The sequence below is a fragment of the Nocardia panacis genome (genome assembly GCF_003598715.1).
GTDB classification, from domain to species: Bacteria; Actinomycetota; Actinomycetes; order Mycobacteriales; family Mycobacteriaceae; genus Nocardia; species Nocardia panacis.
Genome location: NZ_QZFU01000016.1, coordinates 453,128 through 475,735, shown reverse-complemented (window position 1 = coordinate 475,735; position 22,608 = coordinate 453,128). Strand labels below are relative to the sequence as shown.

23 protein-coding genes are annotated in these 22,608 nt (G+C 67.6%); 6 read left to right on the top strand and 17 right to left on the bottom strand.

The features are described 5' to 3' along the window. Nucleotides 1-78 precede the first annotated feature (78 nt). From D5S18_RS10430 to D5S18_RS10415, 4 genes are all read right to left on the bottom strand, one after another. Nucleotides 79-723: a Uma2 family endonuclease gene (locus D5S18_RS10430; RefSeq protein ID WP_120039604.1), complete on the bottom strand. Its 645-nt coding sequence runs from the start codon at nucleotides 721-723 to the stop codon at nucleotides 79-81. Nucleotides 724-816: 93 nt separating this feature from the next. Then, a complete protein-coding gene (locus D5S18_RS10425) occupies nucleotides 817-1,632 on the bottom strand; it encodes an exodeoxyribonuclease III (RefSeq protein ID WP_120039603.1) in 816 nt (271 codons plus the stop codon). A 21-nt stretch (nucleotides 1,633-1,653) separates the two neighbouring features. Continuing rightward, nucleotides 1,654-2,619, bottom strand: coding sequence for an N-acetylglutamate synthase, CG3035 family (locus D5S18_RS10420; protein WP_120039602.1), 966 nt, complete (start codon nucleotides 2,617-2,619; stop codon nucleotides 1,654-1,656). Further along, the gene (locus D5S18_RS10415; protein WP_120039601.1) at nucleotides 2,609-3,199 is read right to left on the bottom strand and encodes a peptide deformylase; all 591 of its coding nucleotides are present in this window, start codon (nucleotides 3,197-3,199) and stop codon (nucleotides 2,609-2,611) included. The genes D5S18_RS10420 and D5S18_RS10415 overlap by 11 nt, the downstream gene beginning before the upstream one ends. A gap of 237 nt (nucleotides 3,200-3,436) precedes the next feature. Between D5S18_RS10415 and napA the strand changes: the two genes are divergently transcribed. From napA to D5S18_RS10390, 5 genes are all read left to right on the top strand, one after another. After that, nucleotides 3,437-3,778, top strand: coding sequence for a nucleoid-associated protein NapA (gene napA, locus D5S18_RS10410; RefSeq protein ID WP_120039600.1), 342 nt, complete (start codon nucleotides 3,437-3,439; stop codon nucleotides 3,776-3,778). Between the two features lie 21 nt (nucleotides 3,779-3,799). Further along, entirely contained in the window at nucleotides 3,800-4,369 is a 570-nt protein-coding gene (locus D5S18_RS10405) for a LytR C-terminal domain-containing protein (RefSeq protein ID WP_120039599.1), read from the top strand. 160 nt (nucleotides 4,370-4,529) lie between these two features. Further along, entirely contained in the window at nucleotides 4,530-5,216 is a 687-nt protein-coding gene (gene sodC / locus D5S18_RS10400; RefSeq protein WP_120039598.1) for a superoxide dismutase[Cu-Zn], read from the top strand. A gap of 8 nt (nucleotides 5,217-5,224) precedes the next feature. Continuing rightward, on the top strand, nucleotides 5,225-6,370 hold the full coding sequence (locus D5S18_RS10395) for a glutamate--cysteine ligase (protein WP_120039597.1): 1,146 nt from the start codon (nucleotides 5,225-5,227) through the stop codon (nucleotides 6,368-6,370). A 124-nt stretch (nucleotides 6,371-6,494) separates the two neighbouring features. Then, on the top strand, nucleotides 6,495-7,796 hold the full coding sequence (locus D5S18_RS10390; RefSeq protein ID WP_239003724.1) for a phosphatase PAP2 family protein: 1,302 nt from the start codon (nucleotides 6,495-6,497) through the stop codon (nucleotides 7,794-7,796). Between the two features lie 162 nt (nucleotides 7,797-7,958). Here D5S18_RS10390 and mnhG read toward each other — a convergent pair whose 3' ends face one another. From mnhG to D5S18_RS10325, 13 genes are all read right to left on the bottom strand, one after another. Continuing rightward, nucleotides 7,959-8,291: a monovalent cation/H(+) antiporter subunit G gene (mnhG, locus tag D5S18_RS10385; RefSeq protein WP_120039595.1), complete on the bottom strand. Its 333-nt coding sequence runs from the start codon at nucleotides 8,289-8,291 to the stop codon at nucleotides 7,959-7,961. Then, complete coding sequence (locus tag D5S18_RS10380) at nucleotides 8,288-8,548, bottom strand: monovalent cation/H+ antiporter complex subunit F (RefSeq protein ID WP_120039594.1); 261 nt, start codon at nucleotides 8,546-8,548, stop codon at nucleotides 8,288-8,290. The genes mnhG and D5S18_RS10380 overlap by 4 nt, the downstream gene beginning before the upstream one ends. Then, nucleotides 8,545-9,102, bottom strand: a complete 558-nt coding sequence (locus tag D5S18_RS10375; RefSeq protein WP_120039593.1) for a Na+/H+ antiporter subunit E — start codon at nucleotides 9,100-9,102, stop codon at nucleotides 8,545-8,547. Before D5S18_RS10375 ends, D5S18_RS10380 begins: the two co-directional genes overlap by 4 nt. Further along, complete coding sequence (locus tag D5S18_RS10370) at nucleotides 9,099-10,670, bottom strand: Na+/H+ antiporter subunit D (protein WP_120040524.1); 1,572 nt, start codon at nucleotides 10,668-10,670, stop codon at nucleotides 9,099-9,101. The genes D5S18_RS10375 and D5S18_RS10370 overlap by 4 nt, the downstream gene beginning before the upstream one ends. Before the next feature lie 8 nt (nucleotides 10,671-10,678). Next, nucleotides 10,679-11,062, bottom strand: a complete 384-nt coding sequence (locus D5S18_RS10365) for a Na(+)/H(+) antiporter subunit C (RefSeq protein WP_120039592.1) — start codon at nucleotides 11,060-11,062, stop codon at nucleotides 10,679-10,681. Further along, entirely contained in the window at nucleotides 11,059-13,917 is a 2,859-nt protein-coding gene (locus D5S18_RS10360) for a Na+/H+ antiporter subunit A (protein WP_120039591.1), read from the bottom strand. Before D5S18_RS10360 ends, D5S18_RS10365 begins: the two co-directional genes overlap by 4 nt. A 111-nt stretch (nucleotides 13,918-14,028) precedes the next feature. Then, on the bottom strand, nucleotides 14,029-15,333 hold the full coding sequence (locus tag D5S18_RS10355; protein WP_120039590.1) for a hypothetical protein: 1,305 nt from the start codon (nucleotides 15,331-15,333) through the stop codon (nucleotides 14,029-14,031). Between the two features lie 48 nt (nucleotides 15,334-15,381). After that, complete coding sequence (locus D5S18_RS10350) at nucleotides 15,382-17,598, bottom strand: AAA family ATPase (RefSeq protein WP_120039589.1); 2,217 nt, start codon at nucleotides 17,596-17,598, stop codon at nucleotides 15,382-15,384. Nucleotides 17,599-17,695: 97 nt separating this feature from the next. Next, entirely contained in the window at nucleotides 17,696-18,064 is a 369-nt protein-coding gene (locus D5S18_RS10345; protein ID WP_120039588.1) for a hypothetical protein, read from the bottom strand. A 116-nt stretch (nucleotides 18,065-18,180) separates the two neighbouring features. Beyond that, nucleotides 18,181-18,534: a UBP-type zinc finger domain-containing protein gene (locus D5S18_RS10340; protein ID WP_120039587.1), complete on the bottom strand. Its 354-nt coding sequence runs from the start codon at nucleotides 18,532-18,534 to the stop codon at nucleotides 18,181-18,183. Then, entirely contained in the window at nucleotides 18,531-20,012 is a 1,482-nt protein-coding gene (locus D5S18_RS10335; RefSeq protein ID WP_120039586.1) for an ATP-binding protein, read from the bottom strand. The genes D5S18_RS10340 and D5S18_RS10335 overlap by 4 nt, the downstream gene beginning before the upstream one ends. A 25-nt stretch (nucleotides 20,013-20,037) precedes the next feature. Then, on the bottom strand, nucleotides 20,038-21,705 hold the full coding sequence (locus D5S18_RS10330) for an NAD(P)/FAD-dependent oxidoreductase (protein ID WP_120039585.1): 1,668 nt from the start codon (nucleotides 21,703-21,705) through the stop codon (nucleotides 20,038-20,040). A gap of 43 nt (nucleotides 21,706-21,748) precedes the next feature. Then, nucleotides 21,749-21,952, bottom strand: a complete 204-nt coding sequence (locus D5S18_RS10325; protein ID WP_120039584.1) for a hypothetical protein — start codon at nucleotides 21,950-21,952, stop codon at nucleotides 21,749-21,751. Between the two features lie 172 nt (nucleotides 21,953-22,124). Here D5S18_RS10325 and D5S18_RS10320 point away from each other — a divergent pair, with 172 nt between their 5' ends. Next, a complete protein-coding gene (locus D5S18_RS10320; RefSeq protein WP_120040522.1) occupies nucleotides 22,125-22,580 on the top strand; it encodes an SRPBCC family protein in 456 nt (151 codons plus the stop codon). The last annotated feature ends 28 nt before the right edge of the window (nucleotides 22,581-22,608 follow it).

The window sequence follows — 22,608 nt, the reverse complement described above, 5'->3', positions numbered from 1 at the left end:
AATTCTCTGGTCATATCGAGAGGTGGAGTCGCTGCGTCTGCGGATTCGATTCTGCTGCAATGAAATATCGTGACAGCGCTAGATTCCGTCGTCGAGTTGTTCCCAAGTGACGCGAGAGGTGAAAGGGTCGATGATGTCGATGGCATGCAAGGTGGTGCCGCGCAATGCGACGCCGTCGGAAATGTACTTGCCGGACACGGTCAGCCGGAAACGTTCGATGGATACCGCTTGACCGTCGTTGCCCGCCATCTGGACGATCCAATAGTGGGGCACCCGCGCTTGAGCGTACTCGGCGAGCTTGTCGCGAGTGTCGGTGATAACCGTGCCCGGCGAGACGATCTCGATCACCAGCAGGCAATCGGTGGCATAGGGTTTGCGGTGCCAGCGCCCGCGATCGAATTCGATACAGCGGTAAACGACGACATCGGGCCGTCGATAGTGCAGCCGGGGAACCTCGGTGATGAGCATATCGATATCACCGACCACCTTGTGGAAGGTTTGATCGCCTGCATCCATTTGCTTGACCGCGTCACGCAAGGCCGACACCAGGTTGTGCTGAATGATTTGATGGGCCGGGCCGGGAGATTCGCAGCGGATGATCCGCCCATCCACCACCTCGATCCGGCGACCGAGATCTTCGGGAATACCGGCGTAGACCTCGAGGGTGACCTCGGGCGCGTCCATCGAACTCCGCAACCACTCCCAGTCGATCGCTTCGAACACCTTCGCTCCTCGCGGCAGCTCGAGTCTGACCTTCGGTCGAAGGTGAGCCTACGCGGCGATCACCGCTCCCGTTGAGGCGATCGAGCTGCCCGATTAATCGGAGGTTTCCACGATCACCGGGGCGTGGTCGCTGGCGCCCTTGCCCTTGCGTTCGTCTCGGTCGATCAGGGCGTCGGTGACGTGGGCGGCCAAAGTTGGTGAGGCGAGGGTGAAATCGATGCGCATACCCTCTTTTCGCGGGAATCTGAGCTGGGTGTAGTCCCAGTAGGTATAGACGCCGGGGCCGGGGGTGAAGGGGCGGACGACGTCGGTGAAACCGGCCTCGAGGATGGCGTTGAACGCGGCGCGTTCGGGTGCGGAGGTGTGGGTCTTCTCGGCGAAATAGGCGGGGGACCAGACGTCGTCGTCGGTGGGGGCGATATTCCAGTCGCCGACGAGGGCGATGCGGGCGGCGGGATCGGTGGCCAGCCATTGGGCGGCGTTGGTGCGCAAGGCGGCCAACCATTCCAGCTTGTAGGTGTAGTGGGGGTCGTCGAGGGCGCGACCGTTGGGGACGTAGAGGCTCCAGATGCGGACATCGCCGCAGGTGGCTCCGATGGCGCGGGATTCGACCACCGGTGCGGCGAGCAGGGATTCGCTCGCGTCCTTGTCGAAGCCCGGCTGGTCGGGGAAGGCGTGCCGCACGTCGGCGAGTCCCACCCTGGAGGCGATGGCCACGCCGTTCCACTGGTTCACGCCGAAATGCGCCACCTCGTAACCGAGTTCGTCGAAACGCTCGTACGGGAACTGATCATCGCGGCATTTGGTTTCCTGGATGGCGAGCACATCGATGTCCTGCCGGTCCAAGAAGGCGGCCACCCTATCCATCCGGGTGCGGATCGAATTCACATTCCAGGTTGCCAGACGCACGAAAAGCCTCTCTGCACAGATTTATTCGACACCGGGTGCGGCGTACCGATAGGTGTGGTGCTCCATGAACCCCATCTCCCGATACAGCGCGAACGCCCCGGCATTGTCCGCCTCGACCTGAAGGTAGGCGTGGGTGGCTCCGCGCACCTGCCCCCAGCGCAGCAGTTCCGCGCACACCAGCGTGCCGAGCCCGCGCCTGCGATGCGCGACGGAGACTGCCAGACAGGACAACCCGACCCACTGCCGCCCATCCGAGGCGCCGGTCACCGCGGCGCGGCCCACCGTGATCGGCGCGGGCAACCCGAGCGAGGCGTAGCCCGCGATACCGTCGCGCACCGCCGTGAGAACCTCGAACGATCCCGGAATCTCTTCCGGTACCGCCTCTTCCCCCTGCGACCGGTGCAACTGGGACCAGGCCGCATCGGGCGCGTCGGCGACGCGCACCATCGACGGCCCCTGCGGCAGTACGACATTGTCGAGGTCGACCGCGAGCACCGTGGTCTCCCCGTTGGTCGACCATCCGGGTGGTGCGGAGGCGAGGCGATCGGGCAGCACCAGTTGGGGTGTGAGCCCGCGCGCCAGGTACCACTGCTCGATCCGCGCCAAGGTCTCCCCGGTCATGAGGGTCGGTGATCCCGGACCCCCCAGCGGCACAGCCGAATTCGCGCGCCGCGTAACACCGTGGCCCGCCCGCGCCAACCATCCGTCGATCCACGCGTGCTCCACGCCCGGCCAGGCGTCGGCGGCGGCGGACTCCAGCGTCCGGATCTCGGCGGTGCGAATGGGCCTGGGACCCAAGGCTTTCAGTGCGACGACCCGATCGGATGCGACCGCGATGGTCGTTCCGTCGGCGCCGCGCACGGTGAGCGGATCCAGGCCGACCAGTTCCCCGATCACATCGGTCATCGATTGGGGATATCCCGCGGGCAGCAGATAGCGCAGCACCACCCGACGGCCGAGCGGGATATCGGGCAGATCAGTCGTCATGACCGAACGGATCGGCCACCGTGCCGGGGATCCAGGTGAGTCCCGGTGTACCCCAGCCATTCCGCTTGATCGCCTTCTTGGCGGCGCGGGCATTGCGCCCGACCAGCACATCGACGTAGAGGTAGCCGTCGAGGTGGCCGACCTCGTGCTGGAGCATGCGGGCGAAGAAGCCCTTGCCCTCGACCTGCACCGGCTTGCCGTGCTCGTCGGTGCCGGTGACCTTGGCCCAGTCGGCCCGGCCGGTGGGGAAACCCTCGCCGGGGACCGACAGGCAGCCCTCCTCGTCATTGTCCGGGTCGGGCATGGTCTCCGGAATCGTGGAGGTCTCCAGCACCGGATTGATCACCGCACCTCGGCGGCGTTTGGCCGTGCCGTCGCCGTCGACCTCCGGGCAGTCGTAGACGAACAACCGCAGCGACACCCCCACCTGATTGGCGGCCAGCCCCACGCCATTGGCCACATCCATCGTCTCGTACATATCGGCGATGAGCGAGGCCAGTTCCTCCGGGGTCTGGGTGACCGGCTCGGTCGGAGTGTTCAGGACCGGGTCACCGACGATCACGATGGGGAGGATTGCCATAGGGCAATTATCGCTGAGTCGAATTTGCGGCGTTCGCGGGTCCCTCCGTGGTTACGCTGCGCTGCCTCCTCCGGTCCCGTCGCATAGAATCCGCGGCCACCCACCCGGCAACACGCCCTGCCGGTCGGTAGCCGAACACGCCGTGCGGTGGGGCGGGCAACGTCGCTGACCCATGGTTCAATGATCCGCGACGTACAAGCATTTTTTCGTCAGGTGGTTACTCGGCGAGGGAGCAAGATGGACGGCGCAGCGGCTCGGAATCTCGAAGACGCCCCCGTGGACAACGCGGCCCCCGCAGCCGCACAGGTCACCGATGCCCCCGACGATTCGGGCCTGAGCCCGCGCGAGCAGGAGATCCTCGCCTTCGAGCGGCAGTGGTGGAAGTACGCGGGCGCCAAGGAGGAGGCCATTCGCGAACTGTTCTCCATGTCGCCCACCCGGTACTACCAGGTACTGAATGCGGTGGTGGATCGGCAGGAGGCGCTCGCGGTGGATCCGATGCTGGTGAAGCGGTTGCGCAGGCTCCGCGCGAGCAGACAGAAGGCGAGGGCAGCGCGGCGTCTCGGGTTTCAGGTGTGATGTGCGGCTAGGGTTCGTACTGTGAACAACCCGAATGCGCCCTCCGGCGGCCCGCCGCTGCGCGCGCTCGCCATGGTGTTGATCGCGCTGGCCATCGTCTTCGGCGGTCTGGGTGCGATGTCGCTGTCGAAGTCCGATGCCGACAGTTCCGGAACGGGTGCGCCGAGCAGCAGTTCGGCGGTGGCCGCGCCCGCCCCGGCGAAGCCGTCGACCCCCGTGGCCGCGCCCGCGCCGCCGCCGAGTCCGCCGCCGGTAATCCCCACGCCCGCATCGGCATTGCCGCCGAGTGCGTCGAGTGGTCCTGCGTCGGTGAATCATTCGATTCCGGTGCGGGTGCTCAACAACAGCATGGTCGCCGGGCTGGCGGGCAAGACAGCGGTACAGCTCAGCGCCGATGGCTGGACCAACGCCTCCAGCGGCAACTACGCGGGTGAGAATCTCACGAAAACAACTGTGTTCTACGGCACTTCACCGGGTGAGCGGGAAGCTGCGCTCGCCATCGCCGATGAACTCGGTGCGGTGGCCCAACAAAAGGGCAGTGGATTCTCCGATCCGAATCCCGGTGTCGTCGTCATTGTGACGGGAAACTGAGCGGTCGGCGATTGGCGCGATAACAACGCCGCGCCGACTCGGGATCTCGCGACACGGCCCTGTCATGGCGCGACACGGCGGGCGTGGCATCATCTTGTCCCGTAACGATCGTGTACACCAAGCTCTGCTCGTAAACTCGGACTCGTAAAGGAGTTCCCCGATGGCCCCGTCCACAACTCGTCGCCCGTCCTGGCGGACTGTGACCCCGGTGCTCGCAATCGCGGTCCTCGGTCTCGCAGGCTGCTCGAACAGCCAGGAGTCCAGTGACGTGAAGGGAACGACCCCGCCGACATGGACGGGTTCGTCTCAGCCCGCGGGCGGTGCGAGTGGTTCGGCCAAGGAGTCGGGCAGTGCCGGTTCCGGCTACAAGGTCGACCTGAAGGATGCGGCGGGTCAGGCGGTCGCCACCGCCAATATCGTCAAGGACGGCGGGCACCTGCAGGTCACCGTCGAGGCGCATGGTCTGCGCCCCGGTTTCCACGGGTTCCACATTCACCAGGTCGGCAAGTGCGAGCCGAATTCGGTGGCCCCCACCGGCGGTCCGGCGGGTGAGTTCCTGTCCGCAGGCGGCCACCTGCAGGTCGGCAGCGCCAACACCCATCCCTCCAGCGGCGATCTGACCTCCCTCGAGGTGCGCGCGGACGGACAGGCCAAGCTGATCACCACCACCGACTCGGTGACCCTGGAGGATCTCAAGGGTCGGGCTCTGATCATTCACGCCGATGCGGATAACTTCGGCAACATTCCCAGTCGCTACGTCCGCGCCGATGGCGCCGCGGGTCCGGACGATTCCACGCTAGCCACGGGCGACGCGGGAGGCCGCGTCGCCTGCGGCGTCATCCAGTAGAGGTCGCCATGGCCGGGGCACGAATCGCAACAGTCCCATTCAAAGGTTCGCCCCGGCCCACGATAGGTGTGGAGTGGGAGATCGCGCTCGTCGACAAGGTCACGCGCGATCTGTCCAACACCGCAGCGGCGGTTTTCGATCGGGTCGGTGATCTGCGCGCCCCCGACGGCACCCCGCAGGTGACCAAGGAATTGCTGCGCAACACCGTGGAAATCGTTACGGGCGTGCACAATACGGTCGCCGAATGCGTGGACGATCTGAGCGGCACCCTCGACGCGCTGCGGCACGCCGCCGATCCGCTCGGCGTCGACCTGTTCTGCGCGGGCACACATCCATTCGCCCAGTGGTCGGCGCAGCAGCTCACCCGCTCGGCGCACTATGACGAATTGATCGAGCGCACCCAGTGGTGGGGCCGCCAGATGATGATCTGGGGTGTGCACGTCCATGTCGGGGTCTCGCACCGCGAGAAGGTCTTTCCGATTCTCAACTCGCTGCTGATGGCGCATCCGCATCTGTTGGCGCTGTCGGCCTCCTCGCCGATGTGGGCGGGTTCGGATACCGGATACGCGAGCAATCGCACACTCATGTTCCAGCAGTTGCCGACCGCCGGTCTGCCGTTCCAGTTCGAGAACTGGTCGCAGTTCGAATCTTTCGTGTACGACCAGTTGAAAACCGGTGTGTTCGAACAACTCGGCGGGATGCACTGGGATATCCGGCCCTCGCCGAAATGGGGCACCATCGAGGTGCGCATTTGCGATGGGGTGCCGACCCGCACCGAATTGGCGGCGGTGGCCGCGCTGATCCACTGTCTGGTGGTCGATTTGGATCGCCGGGTGGAAAGCGGGGAAACGCTGCCGACATTGCCGCCGTGGCATGTGCAGGAGAACAAATGGCGCGCCGCGCGGTATGGGCTGGATGCGATCATCATCACCGACGCCGACAGCAATGAGCGATTGGTCACCGAGGATCTGACCGATATGTTGAATCGGCTCGAGCCCGTGGCGGATCGGCTCGGCTGCGCCAAGGAATTGGCCCTGGTCGCCGACATCCCGAAGCGCGGCGCCTCCTACCAGCGGCAGCGTCGGGTCGCGGCGGCGGCGCAGGGCGATCTGGTTCCGGTGGTGGACGCACTGGTCAGGGAATTGAACCCTTAGTATCGGCGCCACTAACTGGTCGACCCCCGTCAACCGGCAACGGGTATGCAGTTCATGCGACGTTTACTATTGCTGAGTGCTCGTCGAAGATCCGGGAAAGGCCGCAGGCAGCGTCGCCCAGCAGGTGCGGGCGCGGAGTGCGCGAACCTGGATCCGGCTGGGCGCGGCCGCGGTGCCGCTGCTGCTCATCGTGCTTCAGGTGGTCTCGATCGGCCACGACTATGAGGGTCCGCTCGGCAGTGTGTGGCACGACTATGTCGGCACCCCGAAATCGATGTCGGTGCCGTGGGCGGGGCTGATTCTGGCGCTGGTGGGGATTCCCCTGCGCAGCAGGCTCATCGCGCTCGGCGCGGCGATCGGTATCGATGCGGTGTGGGTCACCGTTCGGCTGCTACACGGTGCGCCGTTCGCCGTCGGGAACGGTCCGGTGTGGGTGCTCACCGGGATCGCGGTGCTGGCCGCGCTGCGCCGGCAAGGCGTGCAGCGCCGCAACGCACTGCACGCCGCCGCGCTCGGCGCGCTGCTCATTCTGGCCACCAAGGTCGGCGATGTTTGGCTGCACATCACCGTGGTGACCAGGCCCACCGTCTTCGATCACTACGCCATGCTGGCCGATCACGCGCTGGGCGATCCGTCGTGGGTCCTCGGTCGATTGCTCGACGAACTCGGACCGGTGGTCTCCGCGATCCTGCACTGGGTTTATATCGAACTGCCGGTGGCGGCGATCGTGGTCGCGGTCTGGCAGTTGCGCGGTGTCGTGCGCGCCGGCGTGTGGCCGCGGCACTATCTGGTGCGCACCTTCCTGGTGCTCGGGTTGGTGGGGCCGCTCATCTATGTTCTGTTCCCGGTGGTCGGTCCGATGTTCGCGGCGGGTTCGGCCGGTCACGGCCTCCAGTTGGGCAATTTCTGGCCGAATGTGGTGCCGCCCATCGACCGGAGTCCGACGGCCATGCCATTCGACGCCTACACCCCGCGCAATTGCATGCCGTCCATGCACACGGCGTGGGCGCTGTCGGTATTCCTGCATACCCGCCGCTCGCTCGACGGTGGGCCTGCGCCCGTGTGGTTGCGGGTGCTCGGCACGTTCTGGCTGCTGGCCACGCTGACGGCGACCCTCGGCTTCGGCTACCACTACGGCGTGGACCTGGTGGCGGGCGCGGTGCTGTGCCTCACCGTGGAATCCGTGCTGCGCGATCCGGCGCGCGGTTGGGGTTGGTTCCGGATTCGTCTGGTCGGGCTCGGTGTGGTGGTGCTCGCGGTGCTGCTGCTGTCCTACCGCTACCTCGCGGTGGCGATGGCGGACTATCCGGTGCTCGCCGGGACGGTGGTGCTGGCGCTGTTGGCCGGGGTCATCGCGGCCTTCCATGCCACCTGGTTCGCTGGCGATCGGGATAGTGCGCAAGCGCGGGAGATGATTCGGGCGTAGCCCTTCGCCGAGTCCGGGGCGGGCCTGGAATCGACTGCGGCCCAACGCAGTACCGGGCAGGTCCGACCGCGACGGTGGACGCGCGACACCGGGGTGGGAGGAGAGCGTCGACGGTGCGTGGGCTGTACGACAGCGTCCCACCCCTCCGGTTCCCGTTGTGATTCAGTCGATTTCGTCGCCCAGCTCGTTGACCCGCAGCAGCCCGTCGCGGTGTCGCTGTTCGCGGTAGGCGGTGCGGCCGAGCAGGTGCGCGATGACCGGCGCGGTGAGCAGGGTGAACAGGCCGACCAGGGCCAGCGCCCACACATTCCCGTGCCCGCGCAATTCGATGATCGCGCCGATCAGCACCATGATCAGCCCCACGACCTGCGGTTTGGTCGCGGCGTGCATGCGCGAGAAGATATCGGGAAAGCGCACCAGTCCGATGGCGGCTGTCAGGGCCAGTGTCGATCCGGTCAGAATCAGTGCGCCCGCGATCCATTCCAGCACGATCATCGGTCGTCCCTGACCCGGAACCGGGAGACGGCGGCCGACCCGAGGAAGCCGACCAGCGCGAGCGCGACGATGCCGGGAACGACGGTGGCGTCGTCGGTGTAGCCCGCCCACACCGCGAGACCGGAGGCCGCGATGGCCATGAGCGAATCGATGCCGACCACCCGGTCGAGCGTATTCGGCCCGACCAGAATGCGATACGCGGTGAGAATCGCGGCGGCCGACAACAGGATTGCCGCGATGACGGCGACGACGATCACGACGTGCCCTCCTTCTGCCATGCGGTGTCGTCCCATTCGGCGGGTCGCTCGAATGAGTCGATGAGCAGTTGTTCCAAACGTCGTGTGGTGCGGTGGAAATGCGCGACGGCGGCCTCGCTGCTCACATCGAGGACGTGCACGTAGACCAGACGGCGCTCGCGGTCGATCTCGAGCACCATGGTGCCCGGAATGACATTGAGCAGGTCGGTGCACAGCACCAGCACCAGATCGGATTTGATGGCCAGACGCACCCGCAGCACGCCCGAGATCGGCGGCGGCGCCGGCCGAATGGCGAACCACGCGATCTGCAAACTGGATTCGAGCGCGTAGTAGACGCTCACCGCGATGAGCTGGATCAGCGAGAGCAGGTGCACCCGACCGGCCACCGGAAGCCTGGGCAGCGGCAGCGCCAGCATGATCACCGCGCCGATGGCGAGGCCGGCGAGGACATTGGCGACGCTGAGGTCGCCCCAGAGCGCGACATAGACCACCGCGAGCCAACTCAGCACACCGATCTGCACCAGTGTGCTCCGCTCCGGCAGCAGTCGTCTCATGACGAACCACCGAGCACCGCACCGATATACACCGATCTGTCGCGCAGGTCGGCCGCCGCGCGATCGGCCACGCCGAAGAGCGGCCCGGCGAAGACGGTCAGCGCCAAGCCGACCGCGACCAGCGCCGCGGTGGCGGCGAGCATGAGCGCGGGCATTCGGCCCGGATCGGCGCGTTCGTCGTAGCGCACATCGGTGTCGTCCTCGACCAGCGTGGGCGGGGCCGCGGCGGCGAGATGCCCCTCGGGCGCGTCGGCGCGCGGTCGCCAGAACGCCTTGCTCCAAACGCGCGCGACGGCATACAGCGTGAGCAGGCTGGTCAAGGCCGAGCCGCCGACCAGCACCCAGGCGAGCACGCTGCCGTCCGCCGCACCCGCCTGCAATAGCGCCAACTTGCCGATGAATCCCGAAAAAGGCGGTATGCCACCGAGATTCAGTGCGGGTATCAGAAACAGCAGGGCCAGCACCGGACTGGCGGCGGCGAGTCCGCCGAGTCGACGCAGCGAGGCCGATCCGGCTTGCCGCTCGATCAGCCCGACCACCAGGAACAGTGTGGTCTGCACCAGAATATGGTGCGCCACATAGAAAATCGCGCCCGCCAACCCCTCCCTGGTGGCCAGCCCGATGCCGAAGATCATGTACCCGATATGGCTGACCAGGGTGAACGACAGCAATCGCTTGATATCGTTCTGCGCGATCGCGCCGAAGATCCCCAGCAGCATGGTCAGCAGCCCGCAGACCATGAGCAGCCTGTCGAAGTGTCCGTCGGGGAACAGCAGCGTACTGGTCCGAATGATCGCGTACACACCGACTTTCGTGAGCAGTCCGGCGAAGACGGCGGTGACCGGCGCGGGCGCGGTGGGGTAGGAGTCGGGTAGCCAGTTCGACAGCGGGAAGACGGCCGCCTTGATGCCGAAGGCCACCAGCAGCACCGCGCACACGGCCGTGCGCACCCCACCGGGCACCGCGTCCATGCGCTGCGCCAACTGGGCCATATTCAGGGTGCCCGTCGCCGCGTAGGCGAAGGCGATGCCGCACAGGAAGATCAGCGACGCCACCATCGACACCATCACATACGACACACCCGCCCGGATCCGGTCGCGGGTGCCGCCCAGGGTGAGCAGTACGAAGGACGCGCCGAGCAGGATCTCGAATCCGACGAACAGGTTGAACAGGTCCCCGGCCAGGAAGGCCAGCGAAATCCCCGCGCTCAGAACGAGATAGGTGGGTTGGAAGATCGATGTGGGCTGCTTGTCGTCCCCGTCGCGGATGTTCTGTCCGGCCGCGTAGACCATTACCGACAGCATGACGATGGCCGACACCACCAGCATGGCCGCCGAAAGTCGGTCCACCACAAGGGTTATCCCGATCGGCGTCTCCCAGTCGCCGACCTGGAGCACCGAAATACCGTCCCGGTCGGCCAGATACAGCTGCCACCCGCTGACGATCACCTCCGAACTCAGCGCGAGCAGCGTCACCGCGCGTTGGGTGCGCGGTTTGCGCCCGGCGATGAGCGTCAGCGCCGCACCGAGCAGCGGAACCAAGACCGGCAGCGGCGTCAGCACGCTCATCGCGCCGCTCACCGTTCGGGATCCTCGCCCGCGCGCCTGCCCGCGACCTCGGTGTCCTCCGGATCGTTCTCCACCTGGTCGGTGGTGGTCAACGCGAATGAGCGATAGGCGAGGGCGAGCACGAACGCGGCGATGCCCATCGTGATGACGATGGCCGTCAGCACCATGGCCTGGGCCAGCGGATCGGCCATCCCTTCGACCACGGGATGCGCACTGCCGAGGATGGGTGGCCGCCCCGAGGGGCCGCCGACCATGATGACCAGCAGATTCGCCGCATTGCCGAACAGGATCATGCCGAGCAGCATCTTGGAGACGGCGCGCTCCAGGATCAGATACACCCCGCAGGCGACCAGCGCGCCGATCACGATCAGCAGGGTCAGATTGGAAGTCATCGCGAATCCCCTTTCGGTGCTTCGGCTTCCAGTTCGGTGCCCAAACGGACGCCGAGGCTGCGCAGCACATCGAGGACCAACCCGACCACGATGAGATAGACGCCGAGATCGAAGAACAACGCGGTCGCGAATTTGATCTGCCCCAGCACCGGCACCGTCACCGACAGCACCGCCGAGGACAGCGGCGGTGCGCCGAGCAGTAGCGACCCGGCGGCGGTGCCCGCGGCCAGCGCCAACCCGGCCCCCAGCAGATGTCCGGCCTCCACCGGCAGCGCCTCGCCGAGTTCGTAGCGCCCGCCCGCGAGGTAGCGCAGCACCAGCGCCAATCCGGCGGTGAGCCCGCCCGCGAATCCGCCGCCGGGCGCGTTGTGGCCGGAGAAGAAGAAGTACACCGACAGCACCATGATGGTCGGGAAGACCAGCCGGGTGGTGATCTGCAGGACGACGGAACGGTAGCGTCGATCGAGCAGTCGACCCGCGGGCAGCCAGCTCACCAGATCCGGTCGATAGTTGGGCGCCTCCACCGCGCGCGCCACCGCGCCGAAGCGCCGATGCCGGAAGACCAGCGAGGCCACACCGGTCGCCGCGACCACCAGCACCGAGATCTCGCCGAGGGTGTCCCAGGCCCGAATATCGACGAGCAGCACATTGACCGCGTTCTTGCCGCCGCCGAATTCGTATGCGGCGGGCGGTATTCGCGGCCAGATGGGCGCTGCGGAGCGGGCCGCGAGCGCGAACGCGCCGAGTCCGGCGACCACAATGCCCACCAGCGCGGCCAGTACGGCCCTGCGCTTCTTGAACGACGCGGTGCGGCCCGCCTCCAACTCGGCCGGGAAGGCGCGCAGCACCAGCACGAAGATGACCAGCGTCAGCGTCTCGACCAGGAACTGGGTCAGCGCCAGATCCGGTGCGCCGTGCAGGGCGAACAGCACACCGCACCCGTAGCCGGTGACGCCGACGAACAGCACACCCGCCAGGCGATTGCGCACGGTGGTGGCGGCCAGGGCCATCGCGATCATGAGCGCGCCGATCACCGCCTGCAACGGCGAATCCCACAGCCGCAGCCCGACTCCCGCGCGGGAACCGGTGGCGAGCATGACCGAGGGCAGCACGAGCAGGGTGAGCAGGATGGTGGTCTGGCTCAGCGGCAGCGAGCCGCGCTGGGTGGCCCTGGTCATGCGCAGCGAGAGCCGGTCCATGCCGCGCAGGGTGGCGTCGTAGGCGCGGTCGGCATTGCCGAGCCTGGGGTGCGGGGATTCGGCGAACCGGTCCCGAATCGCGAACAGCGCCGCACCGAATCCGATGACCAGCACGGTCAGCATGAGCGGCGTGCCGAAGCCGTGCCACAGCGCCAGATGCGAATCCAGCTCTCCGGGAAGAGTTTCCGCGTACGGTGTCAATCGCGTGTCGTCCCACCCGGCCGACAGGCCGCCGACCAGGCTGCCTGCCGCGAGAATCGCGGGCGCGGCGACGAACAACACTCCCGGCCGATGCCACACCCGCGCCACGAGCGTCTTCGGCTGCGCCGCACCGTGATCGGCGGCCAGGACCGGAACAGCTTCTTTTGTCGCGAACGCGCCCCACACGAACCGCGCGCTGTAGCCGACCGTGCACACCGACCCCAACACCACGCCCGCGCACAGCGCGATCCGCGCGGGCTGTGCCAGATTCTCCGCCCCGAGAATCGCGTCCAGCGCACTCTCCTTGCCGACGAATCCGAGCATCGGCGGTATCCCGGCCATACTTGCCGCCGCCACCGCGGCGATCCCGCACAGCACCGGCGCGCGCCGCCCGACCCCGGACAGCTCCCGCAGATCCCGTGTCCCCGCCGCATGATCGATGATCCCCACCACCATGAACAGGCACGCCTTGAACAGCGCGTGCGCCACGATGAGCGCCGTCCCCGCCAGCGCCGCCTCCGGTGTCCCGATTCCGGTGAGCACCATGAGCAATCCCAGCTGACTCACCGTGCCGAAGGCCAGCAGCAGCTTCAAATCGGTGACCTGCATCGCCCGCAGCCCCGCCAGCACCATGGAGGTCACGCCCAGCGTGAGCACCAGCGGATGCCATGCGGGACTCGACGCGAAGATCGGCGCGAGCCGGGCCACCAGGTAGACGCCCGCCTTCACCATGGCGGCGGCGTGCAGGTAGGCACTGACCGGTGTCGGCGCGGCCATCGCGCCGGGCAGCCAGAAATGCAGCGGCACGATGGCGGATTTGCTGAGCGCGCCGACCAGCATGAGCGCCACCCCGACGTGCACCGCGGTTCCGGTCGGCAGGTCCGCCCTGGCGAGCAGGTCCGAGAGCAGGTAGCTGCCGCAGCGTTCGCCGATGATGATGATCCCGACCAGCATGGCCAAGCCGCCCGCCCCGGTGACCAGCAGCGCCTGAATGGCGGCGCGGCGGCTGACGGCCTGTTCGGCATTGTGGCCGACCAGCAGGAACGACAGCACCGTCGTCGCTTCCCAGAAGATGAACAGCAGCACCATATTGTCGCTGGTGACCAGCCCGAACATGGCCCCGGCGAAGCCGATGAACTGGGCGGCGAACAGTCCGAGCCGAGGTTCGTCGTTCTCGAAGTAGCGCGCGCAGTAGGCGACGATCAGCGCGCCGACACCGAGGACCAGTGTGCACATGATGGCGGCGAGCGAATCGAAGCGCAGGTCGATATTCATCGAAACGGTGGGCGCCCACGGCACCCGAACCTCTTGGGTGCGGCCCCAATTCGCGATGACCCAGCCCAGACCGCCGAGCGGGACCAGTGCCAGCGGGTAGAACCCGTTGCGTCCCAAGGCCCGCACGCACAGCGGCGCGACGAGCGCGGCGATCGCGTGTGCGAGCAGGATTGCGAGCAAACTTCACTCCGGCGGGTCGGACGGTCGGGGTGGTGCAGGACAATCCTAGGTAATCCCTGGTGGTTTCGCGTCACGAGCGGCTATGGCGCACCTCATGTCGCGCCGATCTCGCTATGTGTCGGCAAACCTCTCGTCCGGCACCGGTTTCGGTTTGGGGCGATAGGGCGGTCGAATGCGGTGCAGCGCGGCCGTGCCCACCGCACAGCCGATCGCGATGGCCAGCGCGGTGCCGCCGAGTCGGGTGCCGTGCGCGTTCGCGTCGGGGGCGGGCCAGGTGGATCGGTCCAGCGGCAACGCGCTGACGACAGAGGGCAGATACAGTGCGACGAGTCCGAGCACGCCGCTCGGCGCGTAGCGCGGCCGGGCCGCGCCGCAGCAGTAGCCCGCGGTGAGCGCCAGCGCGGAACTGCCCGTCGCGTGCAGCACATTGTTGTCGTGTACATCGGGCAGCAGCATGGCGTAGACGCACAGTCCGATCACCAGTATCGAGGCCACCGTCATCGAGGGCAGTCGCAGCCCGACGAACAGTCCGAACGCGGTGAGCGCCAGCAGGACCAGCACACTCCACGGCGGTCGCGGCGCGGCACCGATCGCCTCGGCCGCCGCCACCAGACCCACCGCCAGGAATACGCCGTATCCGTCGCGGCCCGGCAGCAGCATGGCGGCGACAATGGCCGCCGCGACCGTGGCCGCGACGGCCAGTCCGATATCGATGACATGCGATGCGTCGGGCGTGTTCTGGATCTGGCGCGCGAGCCATTCCGAGGCGACCAGCACCACCAGCGCGAGCACCATGGCCGCCACGATCGGGGCGATCGGCAGCTCCACCGCCCCGCGCCCCTGGCCGGGTGGTTCCTTGGCGCGATTGTGCAGTGTGCCGATCACCAGCAGGACCAGGGCGGCGGCGATGAGCCAGCGCGGCGGGGTCTCCAGCACCGTCATCGGGTCGCGGTCGGCGATATCGAGGAGTTCGGCGAGGTCGCCGAAGACGAAGAAGCCCGCGACACCGACGGTGTAGGCGGCGGCCGGTGCGGGTCGGCGCATGACGGCCGCGCCCAACGCGCCCAGCAGGGTGCCCGCGCACAGCGAGTCCAGAAAGTTCTGCGTGGTGAGCAGGTCGGGATCGGAGACATTGCGCCCCACGATGTGATTGACGAACAGCGCGAACGCCCCGACCATCGCCAGCAGCCAGGCCGCGGCGGGTCTGGTGAAGGTGGTCACCACGACGGCCGCCGCCACCGCGACGATCATCGCGATCGCCGCGCCGCGCGGGACGCTGTTCATCAGGCTGGCGATGCGGTACGGGGTGGTCTCCTTGGTCCAGGTGAAGGCGATCGGCAGGAATAAGGCCACACCGGCGACCGCGGCTCCCAGGAAGGCCGCGAGCGTGTCCACCGCCTCGCCGATCCGACGCACCTGCCGAACATACCCGTGGGTTTGTTCGAAATGGGTCAATAACGCGATTCAGCCGCGGTTCTCGGCATAGCGCCGCAGCGACTGCACCTGCACCGGATCCAGCGACGGCCGCACCGCCGCCCGCGCCGCCGCCAGATCGGCGGCCGTGACATCGGCCGCCTCGACATCGCGCCGCATCGCCGCCAGCGCCGCCTCACGCAGCAGCGCCGCGCAGTCGGCGGCCGAATACCCGTCGAGCTCACCGGCGAGCACGCCGAGATCGACATCGGCGGCCAGCGGGACCGACTTCCCGGCGGTGCGCAGGATCGCGTGCCGCCCATCGGCATCCGGCGGCGGCACGAAAACCAGCCGCTCCAATCGGCCCGGCCGCAGCAGCGCCGGATCGATCAGTTCCGGCCGGTTGGTCGCGCCGAGGACGATCACCTCGCGCAGCGGTTCGACCCCGTCGAGTTCGGTGAGCAGCGCGGCGACCACCCGGTCGGCCACACCGGAGTCGGTGCTCTGCCCGCGACGCGGGGCCAAGGCGTCGATCTCGTCCAGGAAGATCAGTGACGGCGCGGAATCCCTGGCGCGCTGGAACAATTCGCGCACCGCCCGCTCGGAGGAGCCGACCCACTTGTCCATCAGTTCGGCGCCCTTGACCGCGTGCACGCTCAGATGGCCGGTTCCGGCCAATGCGCGCACCAGGTAGGTCTTGCCGCAGCCGGGCGGACCGTAGAGCAGGACGCCACGCGGCGGCTCGATACCCAGACGGGCGAAGGAATCCGGATGCCGCAGCGGCCACAGCACCGATTCGGTCAATGCCTGCTTCGTCTCGGCCATATCGCCGACATCGTCGAGGCCGAGACTGCCGATGGCCAACTCCTCCATACCGGACCGCGACAGCGGCCGGATGACCTGCAGCGCACCCAACAGGTCCGATTGCGCCAGCCGTGGTTCGGCCTGCTCCCTGCTCGCCCGCGACGCCGCCCGCAGCGCCGCCTCCCGGCACAGCGCGGCCAGATCCGACACCACGAAACCCGGTGTGCGCGAGGCGATCTCCTCCAGTGCGAGATCCTCGGTCGGCACCTTGCGCAGCAGCGCCTCCAGCAGGGTGCGGCGCACGGCGGCAGTCGGCGGTGTCAGCGCCAGTTCCCGATCGCACAGCTCCGGCGTCCGCAACCGGGCATCGATATCGGCCGGATGGGCGGTGGTGGCCAGGAAGGCCACCCCTGGTTCGGCGACCGCCGCCCGCAACTGATCGAGAATGAGCGTGGCCACCGGCTCGGACTGGGCGGGCAGCAGCGCGTCGATATCGGTGATGAGCAGGATGCCGCGCGGTCCGGAACCGATCTCGGCGACCGCGGCCGCCACCTGCCGCAGCCGCGCACCGTGCTCGGTCGCGCCGACGGTGGGTCCGTCGAGTTCGACAATGCGCCGCGGCGCGCTGACCGCGCGGGCCAGCGTCGCCTTGCCGACCCCCGCCGGCCCGCTGATCAGCACACCCAAATGCGGTGTGGCGCCGAGGGTTTTGAGTAGTTCCGGTTCATCGAGGGCCAGGCTGAGCCACTCGGTGAGTTTGGCGGCCTGACCCTGCATCCCGGCCAACTCCGCCACGGTGACGGCGGGCGTCCACGATCCGCTGTGCCGGGCGATCGGCGGGGCGAGCGCGGCCGCGGGCTGCTCCGCCGCCGGGATCGCGGCATCGGCCGCATCCCGCGCCGCCACCGTCCCCGCACCCCACGCCACGGCCGTATTCGGCTGCACGCTCACCGGACCGGGGCCGGGATCGATCCCGGTGACGGTCAGCAATTCGGTGGTCCACGCGATACCGAAAGCACGGGACAGCGCCTGACTGGCCGCCGCCGAACTGATGTCGGGGCCGAGATCGCGCGGCAGCAGCGAGACCGTATCGCCCACCGTCACCACCTTGCCGAGCAGCGCCTGTCGCAGCGTGGCCGCCGCGATGGTGCGGGTCGCGTGCACCGAACCACTGACCGAGAGTTGGCGCGCGCCATACACGGTGACCGGGGCGACGAGCACCGTGGCATCCTCGCGCAACCCGGCATTGGATAGCGTGACATCGTCGAGCAGCGCCACACCCGCCGGTGTGCCCGCCGGCGCCAACCCCACCACGGCAGCCGTACGCCGCGCCCCGACGAGCGCGATCCCATCCCATTCCCGCAACCCGAGCGCGGTGAGCGCCTCCGGATGCAGTCGGACCACGCCGCGTCGGGCGTCGGCCGCCGAGGAATTCAAGCGAGCGGTGAGCGCTAGTTCTGCCACCGTGCCATTCTGCCGGGTGTCAAGCAGTCCCGGCCCTGGCGCTGCCTGCGAAGCTGCCCTCGGACTTGCGTAGGCCGGCGCGATGACACAGGTAGCCCTAGCCCGTTTTGCCGACGATCTTGGCCGCTACCGCGACCGGGGTGTCGGCGGCGCTCGCCGACAGGCACACCAGTTTGGCGGTGCCGAGCGCGACATTCGGGCTCCCCGCGAAGGAACTGTCCGGATGTTCGGCCAGGATCTGCTCGATCACGGACTTCTCCGCGGCCTCGTTCATCGACTTGAATTCGCCGCAGGTGATCTTCGAAGCCGCCGCGGACCCCGCCTTCGGGGTCGACGCGGAGCCCGATGACGCGCCGGGCGTGCGCAACCCATTGGCGTCGGTGCTGTTGTCGGTGGATTTTCCGCAGCCGGCCAGCGCCGCTGCCAGCGCCCCGGCCGCCAGGACGGTGACGAGATAAGGCTTCATCGCGTGCTTTCACAATGGTGGTCGGGACGCCGGTGCCCCCGGCGCGATCGGCAGCAGCCTACCGAATCCGGCGTCCCTCTCCCCGTACGCACCCGCCAGTGTGTACGGGACGCAACTCAGTGCGTATGGGAACGCCAGTCGGCGGGCACTCGCTCGCGTGGTCCGGGGACGCTCTGTTCGATCGGATGATTGTGCGGCGGAGCCAATTCCGGGCCACCGCCGTACATCTGCTCGGTTCGGAAATTCCAGAACCACTCCTCACCCGGTTCGAAGCTTTGAATGAACGGGTGGCCGGTCTGCTCGGCGTGCTTGCTGGCGTGCTGGGCGGGGGAGGTGTCGCAGCAGCCGATGTGCCCGCACTGCGCGCACCGCCGCAGATGCACCCACCACCCCTGCGCCGCTTCGCATTCCACACAACCGGGTCCGCTCGGCGGCACGGCGGGGTCGATTCCCTCGATCTCCTGTGTCACTGTTGCTCCTCCTGGTCGGATTCCGCGGCCGCGCGGTGCAGCGGCAGCCACACCGCGAATCTGGTGTCACCGGGCGCGGATTCGAGTCGGATATCCCCGCCGTGCTTGTTCACCACGATCCGGAACGAGATATCGAGCCCGAGTCCGGTGCCCTCACCCACCGGTTTGGTCGTGAAGAACGGTTCGAAGATCCGGCTGCGCACCTCGGGGGACACACCCGGCCCGGTATCGCCGATTTCCACTACGGCGCACTCGTTCTCGCGGCGGGTGCGCAGGGTGAGCGTACCGGCACCCCCCATGGCGTAGACCGCATTGTCGATCAGGTTTGTCCACACCTGGTTGAGTTCGGCCGCGTAGCACGGCACCGGCGGCAGGCTGCGATCGTACTGTTTGACCACCTCGATGCCGTCGCCGATCTTGCGGCTGAGCATGACCAGGGTGCTGTCGAGCAGTTCGTGCACATCACACACCTGGAACGGCGCCCGATCCATCTGCGAGTACTGCTTGGCCGCGTCCACCAGCGAGGAGATGCGGGTGGTGGAATCGGCGATCTCGTTCATCAGCAGCTCGGTCTCGATGGTGTAGTTCAACCAGCGGATCGCGCCCTGGAACACCTTGTCCGAGCATTCGTCCAGGGTGGCGGACACCTTCTCCAGCCAGGCGGTGTCGAGTCCGGCCTGCACGAAGGTCGGCGCGAGATTCCAGGCGTCCTCGACACCGTGCTCCTCGAGCCAGTCGCCGAGCAGATCCTCGCGGTCGGCGGCCTCCATCGGCGTCAGCTCGGGGGCCTTGGCCACCTGCGCGGCCGCCTCCTCCTGCAAACCGACCATGGCGACCAGGGATTTCGGCTCGAATTTGCCGTCGGCCATCATGGCCAGCTTGTGCCGCATCCCGGCCACCCGCTCGCGCAGGCCCGCGGTGGCGCGCACCGCCGCCGCGGCCGGATTGTTCAGCTCATGGGTCAAACCGGCCGACAGCGAGCCGAGCGCGAGCAACCGCTCGCGTTCGCCGATGCGCGCGTTGAAGTTCCGATTGCCGAAGAACACGCCCTCCAGCAGGTGCACCGCCATCGGGAACCACTGCTGCACCATCTCGGCGAAGGTCGCGGCCTCGATGACAAAGAAGCGCGACTTTCGGCTGACGTACATGGCGCTGTTGTAGACCTGCTCGACCCGGTCCCCGATATAGGACATCCAGGCGCCCGCGTACGCGCCGCGATGGTCGGTGCGCACCAGTTCGATCTCGGTGCCGCCGGAGAGTTTGGTGAGCACCACCTCGCCGTCCATCAGCACGTAGAAGCAGGTGGCCGGATCGCCCTCGCCGAATACCTTGCCGGGCTCGATGTATTCGATGCGCCCGTCGCGGCACAGCCAGTCCAACTGCGGCTCGTCGAGCTTCTCGAACAGGAACAGCGAGCGCAGTTCCGCCGGATCGCACACGAGTCGGCTGGTGCGGTCCGCGGTTTCCTTGGAGGTCATTTTCCCAGCCTTTCCTTCGCGGCCGTCAGGCCAGGTACCGGTGCACGAGCATGACGGCCATCGCGCCCTCGCCCACGGCCGAGGCGACCCGTTTGGCCGAATCGGCGTGGACGTCGCCGGCGACGAAGACGCCGGGCACGCTGGTCTCCAGATGGTGCGGTGGGCGCGGCAGCTCCCAGCCCGCGGGACGTTCGCCCTCGACCATCAGATCCGGACCGGCCAGCACATATCCGGCCGCGTCGCGCTCGATCACCCCGTCGAGCCAATCGGTCTGCGGCGCCGCGCCGATGAACAGGAACAGCCGTTCGGTGTCGGCCTTCTCCTCGAGTCCGGATTCGTTGTCGCGCAAGATGATTTGAGTCAAATGATCGTCGCCGTGGGCGGCGACGACCTCGGTGCGGGCGCGCACCCGAATATTGGGAATTTGCGCGATCTGCTGAATCAGATAGTGCGACATGGATTTCTCCAGCGTGTCCGCGCGCACCACCAGGTGCACCGTTTTCGCGTTGCGGGACAGGAAGACCGCGGCCTGTCCGGCCGAATTCGCCCCACCCACAATGTAGACGTCGCGATCGGCGCATTCGAACGCCTCGGTCATGGCCGAGCCGTAATACACTCCGCGCCCGGTGAATTCGTCCACGCCCGGTGCGGGATGCCTGCGGTAGTCCACGCCGGTGGCGATGATGACCGTATGCGCGCACAGTCGCCCGCCGTCGGCGAAACGCACCGTGCGCGCCGAACCGTTCACCTCGAGCCCGACGACATCGCGGGTGGTGAGCACCTCCGCGCCGAATTTCGCGGCCTGCCGCCGCGCCCGGTCCGCCAACTGCCCTCCCGAGACGCCGTCGGGAAAGCCGAGGTAGTTCTCGATGCGCGAACTCTGCCCGGCCTGGCCGCCGGTCGCGGTCCGCTCGACGAGCACCGTGCGCAAACCCTCGGAAGCGCCGTACACGGCCGCGCCCAGCCCGGCCGGGCCGCCACCGACGACGATGAGGTCGTAGAACTCGCCGGTCGGCGTCGTGGACAGGCCGACATGTTCGGCCAGTTCGCCATCGGTCGGCTGCACCAGCGCCTGCCCGCCCGAGGTGATCACCACCGGGCAGTTCACCGGATCGGCCCCCGCGGCCTCGAGCAGTCGCGTGCCCTCGGGTTCGTCGGCGACGTACCAGCGGTAGGGCAACTGGTTGCGCGCCAGGAATTCCCGCACCTGCGAGGACCGCGGCGACCAGCGATTGCCGATGACCTTCGTCTCGTGGACCGGACGCTGCTCGCTGGAGCGCCAGGCGTCGAGCAGGCCGTCGAGCACCGGATAGAGCTTCTCCTCCGGCGGGTCCCACGGTTTGAGCAGGTAGTGGTCCAGGTCGACGACATTGATGGCATCGATGGCGGCGCTGGTGTCGGCGTAGGCGGTGAGCAGCACCCGCCGGGCGTAGGGGTGCAGATCCATGGCCTGCTCCAGGAATTCGATACCGTCCATACCCGGCATCCGATAGTCGGCGATGAGCACGGCAACCGGCTGGCCACGCAATTTCATCTCCCGCAGCGCCTCCAGCGCCTGCGGACCCGATTCCGCGCGCAGGATCCGATATTCCGCGCCGTAGCGGCGGCGCAGATCACGCACCACCGCGCGGGAGACGCCCGGATCGTCGTCGACGCTGAGGATGGCCGGTTTACCGGCGCTGGGGGAGCTCACCGGGAAAGTATGAATCCTCGATGGTCCGCGTGTCGCGGCCCATTCACAGTCGGTGTTCCCGAACCAGATCGAGTTCGGTGGGGGTGAGCAGGCGTTCCAGTCTTTCCTCTGCGGCACGGGTCTTCTTTTTTTCGCGCGACGCGAACACGGCGCGCAGTGATGCGTCGGTGGATTCGGAAAGCTCGGCTTCGGGAAGGAGGGGCAGCTTTTCCGACTGCCTTCGATGGAGGAGGGAGCGCAGTTTCACGGCCGATCACCTCACGTGGGTACGGAAAGCCGGTGGCGTGTCTTGCTTGATCTATCAGAATTGTGCGCCGGGCATTACCGCCGCAGGGTCGCAACATGCAAAAATGTGACGCAACTGCCTTCCCGATTAAGATGTGCGCCGTATCGCTCGCTTGCACCACATGGAGGCAGTCGTGCCCAACAATCTCGAAGTCGCCATCGATATCGACGCGCCGCCGGAGCGGGTGTGGTCCGTCGTCTCCGATCTGCGGCGGATGCCGGAGTTCAGCCCCCAGTGCGTGCGGATGATGCCGCTGGGCGCGCCCGCGGCGGGCACCTGGACCCTCAATCTGAATCGTGACGGCAAGAAGTACTGGCCAACCTCCTCGCGCATCGTCGCCTTCGATCCCAACCGGGCCTTCGCCTTTCGCATGAACGAGAACCGCACCACCTGGAGCTACCTGCTCGAGCCCACCGAATCCGGCACCCGGCTCACCGAGCGCCGCGAGGTCGCGCCGAGCGGAATCCCCGGCCCGGTGCGCAAGGTGATCGACATCGCCCTCGGCGGCGAGAAGGCCTTCGAAGCGGATTTGATTCGCGGGATGACCCAGACCCTGGACCGGATCAAGGCCGCCGTCGAGCGCGGCTGACCCGCGCGGCGGTCGGGCACGGGTAGGT

Coding starts and splice junctions, on each gene's coding strand:
- D5S18_RS10345 (WP_120039588.1), bottom strand. CDS start 18,064: ATGAAGCCTTATCTCGTCACCGTCCTGGCGGCCGGGGCGCTGGCAGCG.
- D5S18_RS10395 (WP_120039597.1), top strand. CDS start 5,225: ATGGCCGGGGCACGAATCGCAACAGTCCCATTCAAAGGTTCGCCCCGG.
- D5S18_RS10415 (WP_120039601.1), bottom strand. CDS start 3,199: ATGGCAATCCTCCCCATCGTGATCGTCGGTGACCCGGTCCTGAACACT.
- D5S18_RS10335 (WP_120039586.1), bottom strand. CDS start 20,012: ATGACCTCCAAGGAAACCGCGGACCGCACCAGCCGACTCGTGTGCGAT.
- D5S18_RS10365 (WP_120039592.1), bottom strand. CDS start 11,062: ATGACTTCCAATCTGACCCTGCTGATCGTGATCGGCGCGCTGGTCGCC.
- D5S18_RS10420 (WP_120039602.1), bottom strand. CDS start 2,619: ATGACGACTGATCTGCCCGATATCCCGCTCGGCCGTCGGGTGGTGCTG.
- napA (WP_120039600.1), top strand. CDS start 3,437: ATGGACGGCGCAGCGGCTCGGAATCTCGAAGACGCCCCCGTGGACAAC.
- mnhG (WP_120039595.1), bottom strand. CDS start 8,291: ATGATCGTGCTGGAATGGATCGCGGGCGCACTGATTCTGACCGGATCG.
- D5S18_RS10370 (WP_120040524.1), bottom strand. CDS start 10,670: ATGAGCGTGCTGACGCCGCTGCCGGTCTTGGTTCCGCTGCTCGGTGCG.
- D5S18_RS10375 (WP_120039593.1), bottom strand. CDS start 9,102: ATGAGACGACTGCTGCCGGAGCGGAGCACACTGGTGCAGATCGGTGTG.
- sodC (WP_120039598.1), top strand. CDS start 4,530: ATGGCCCCGTCCACAACTCGTCGCCCGTCCTGGCGGACTGTGACCCCG.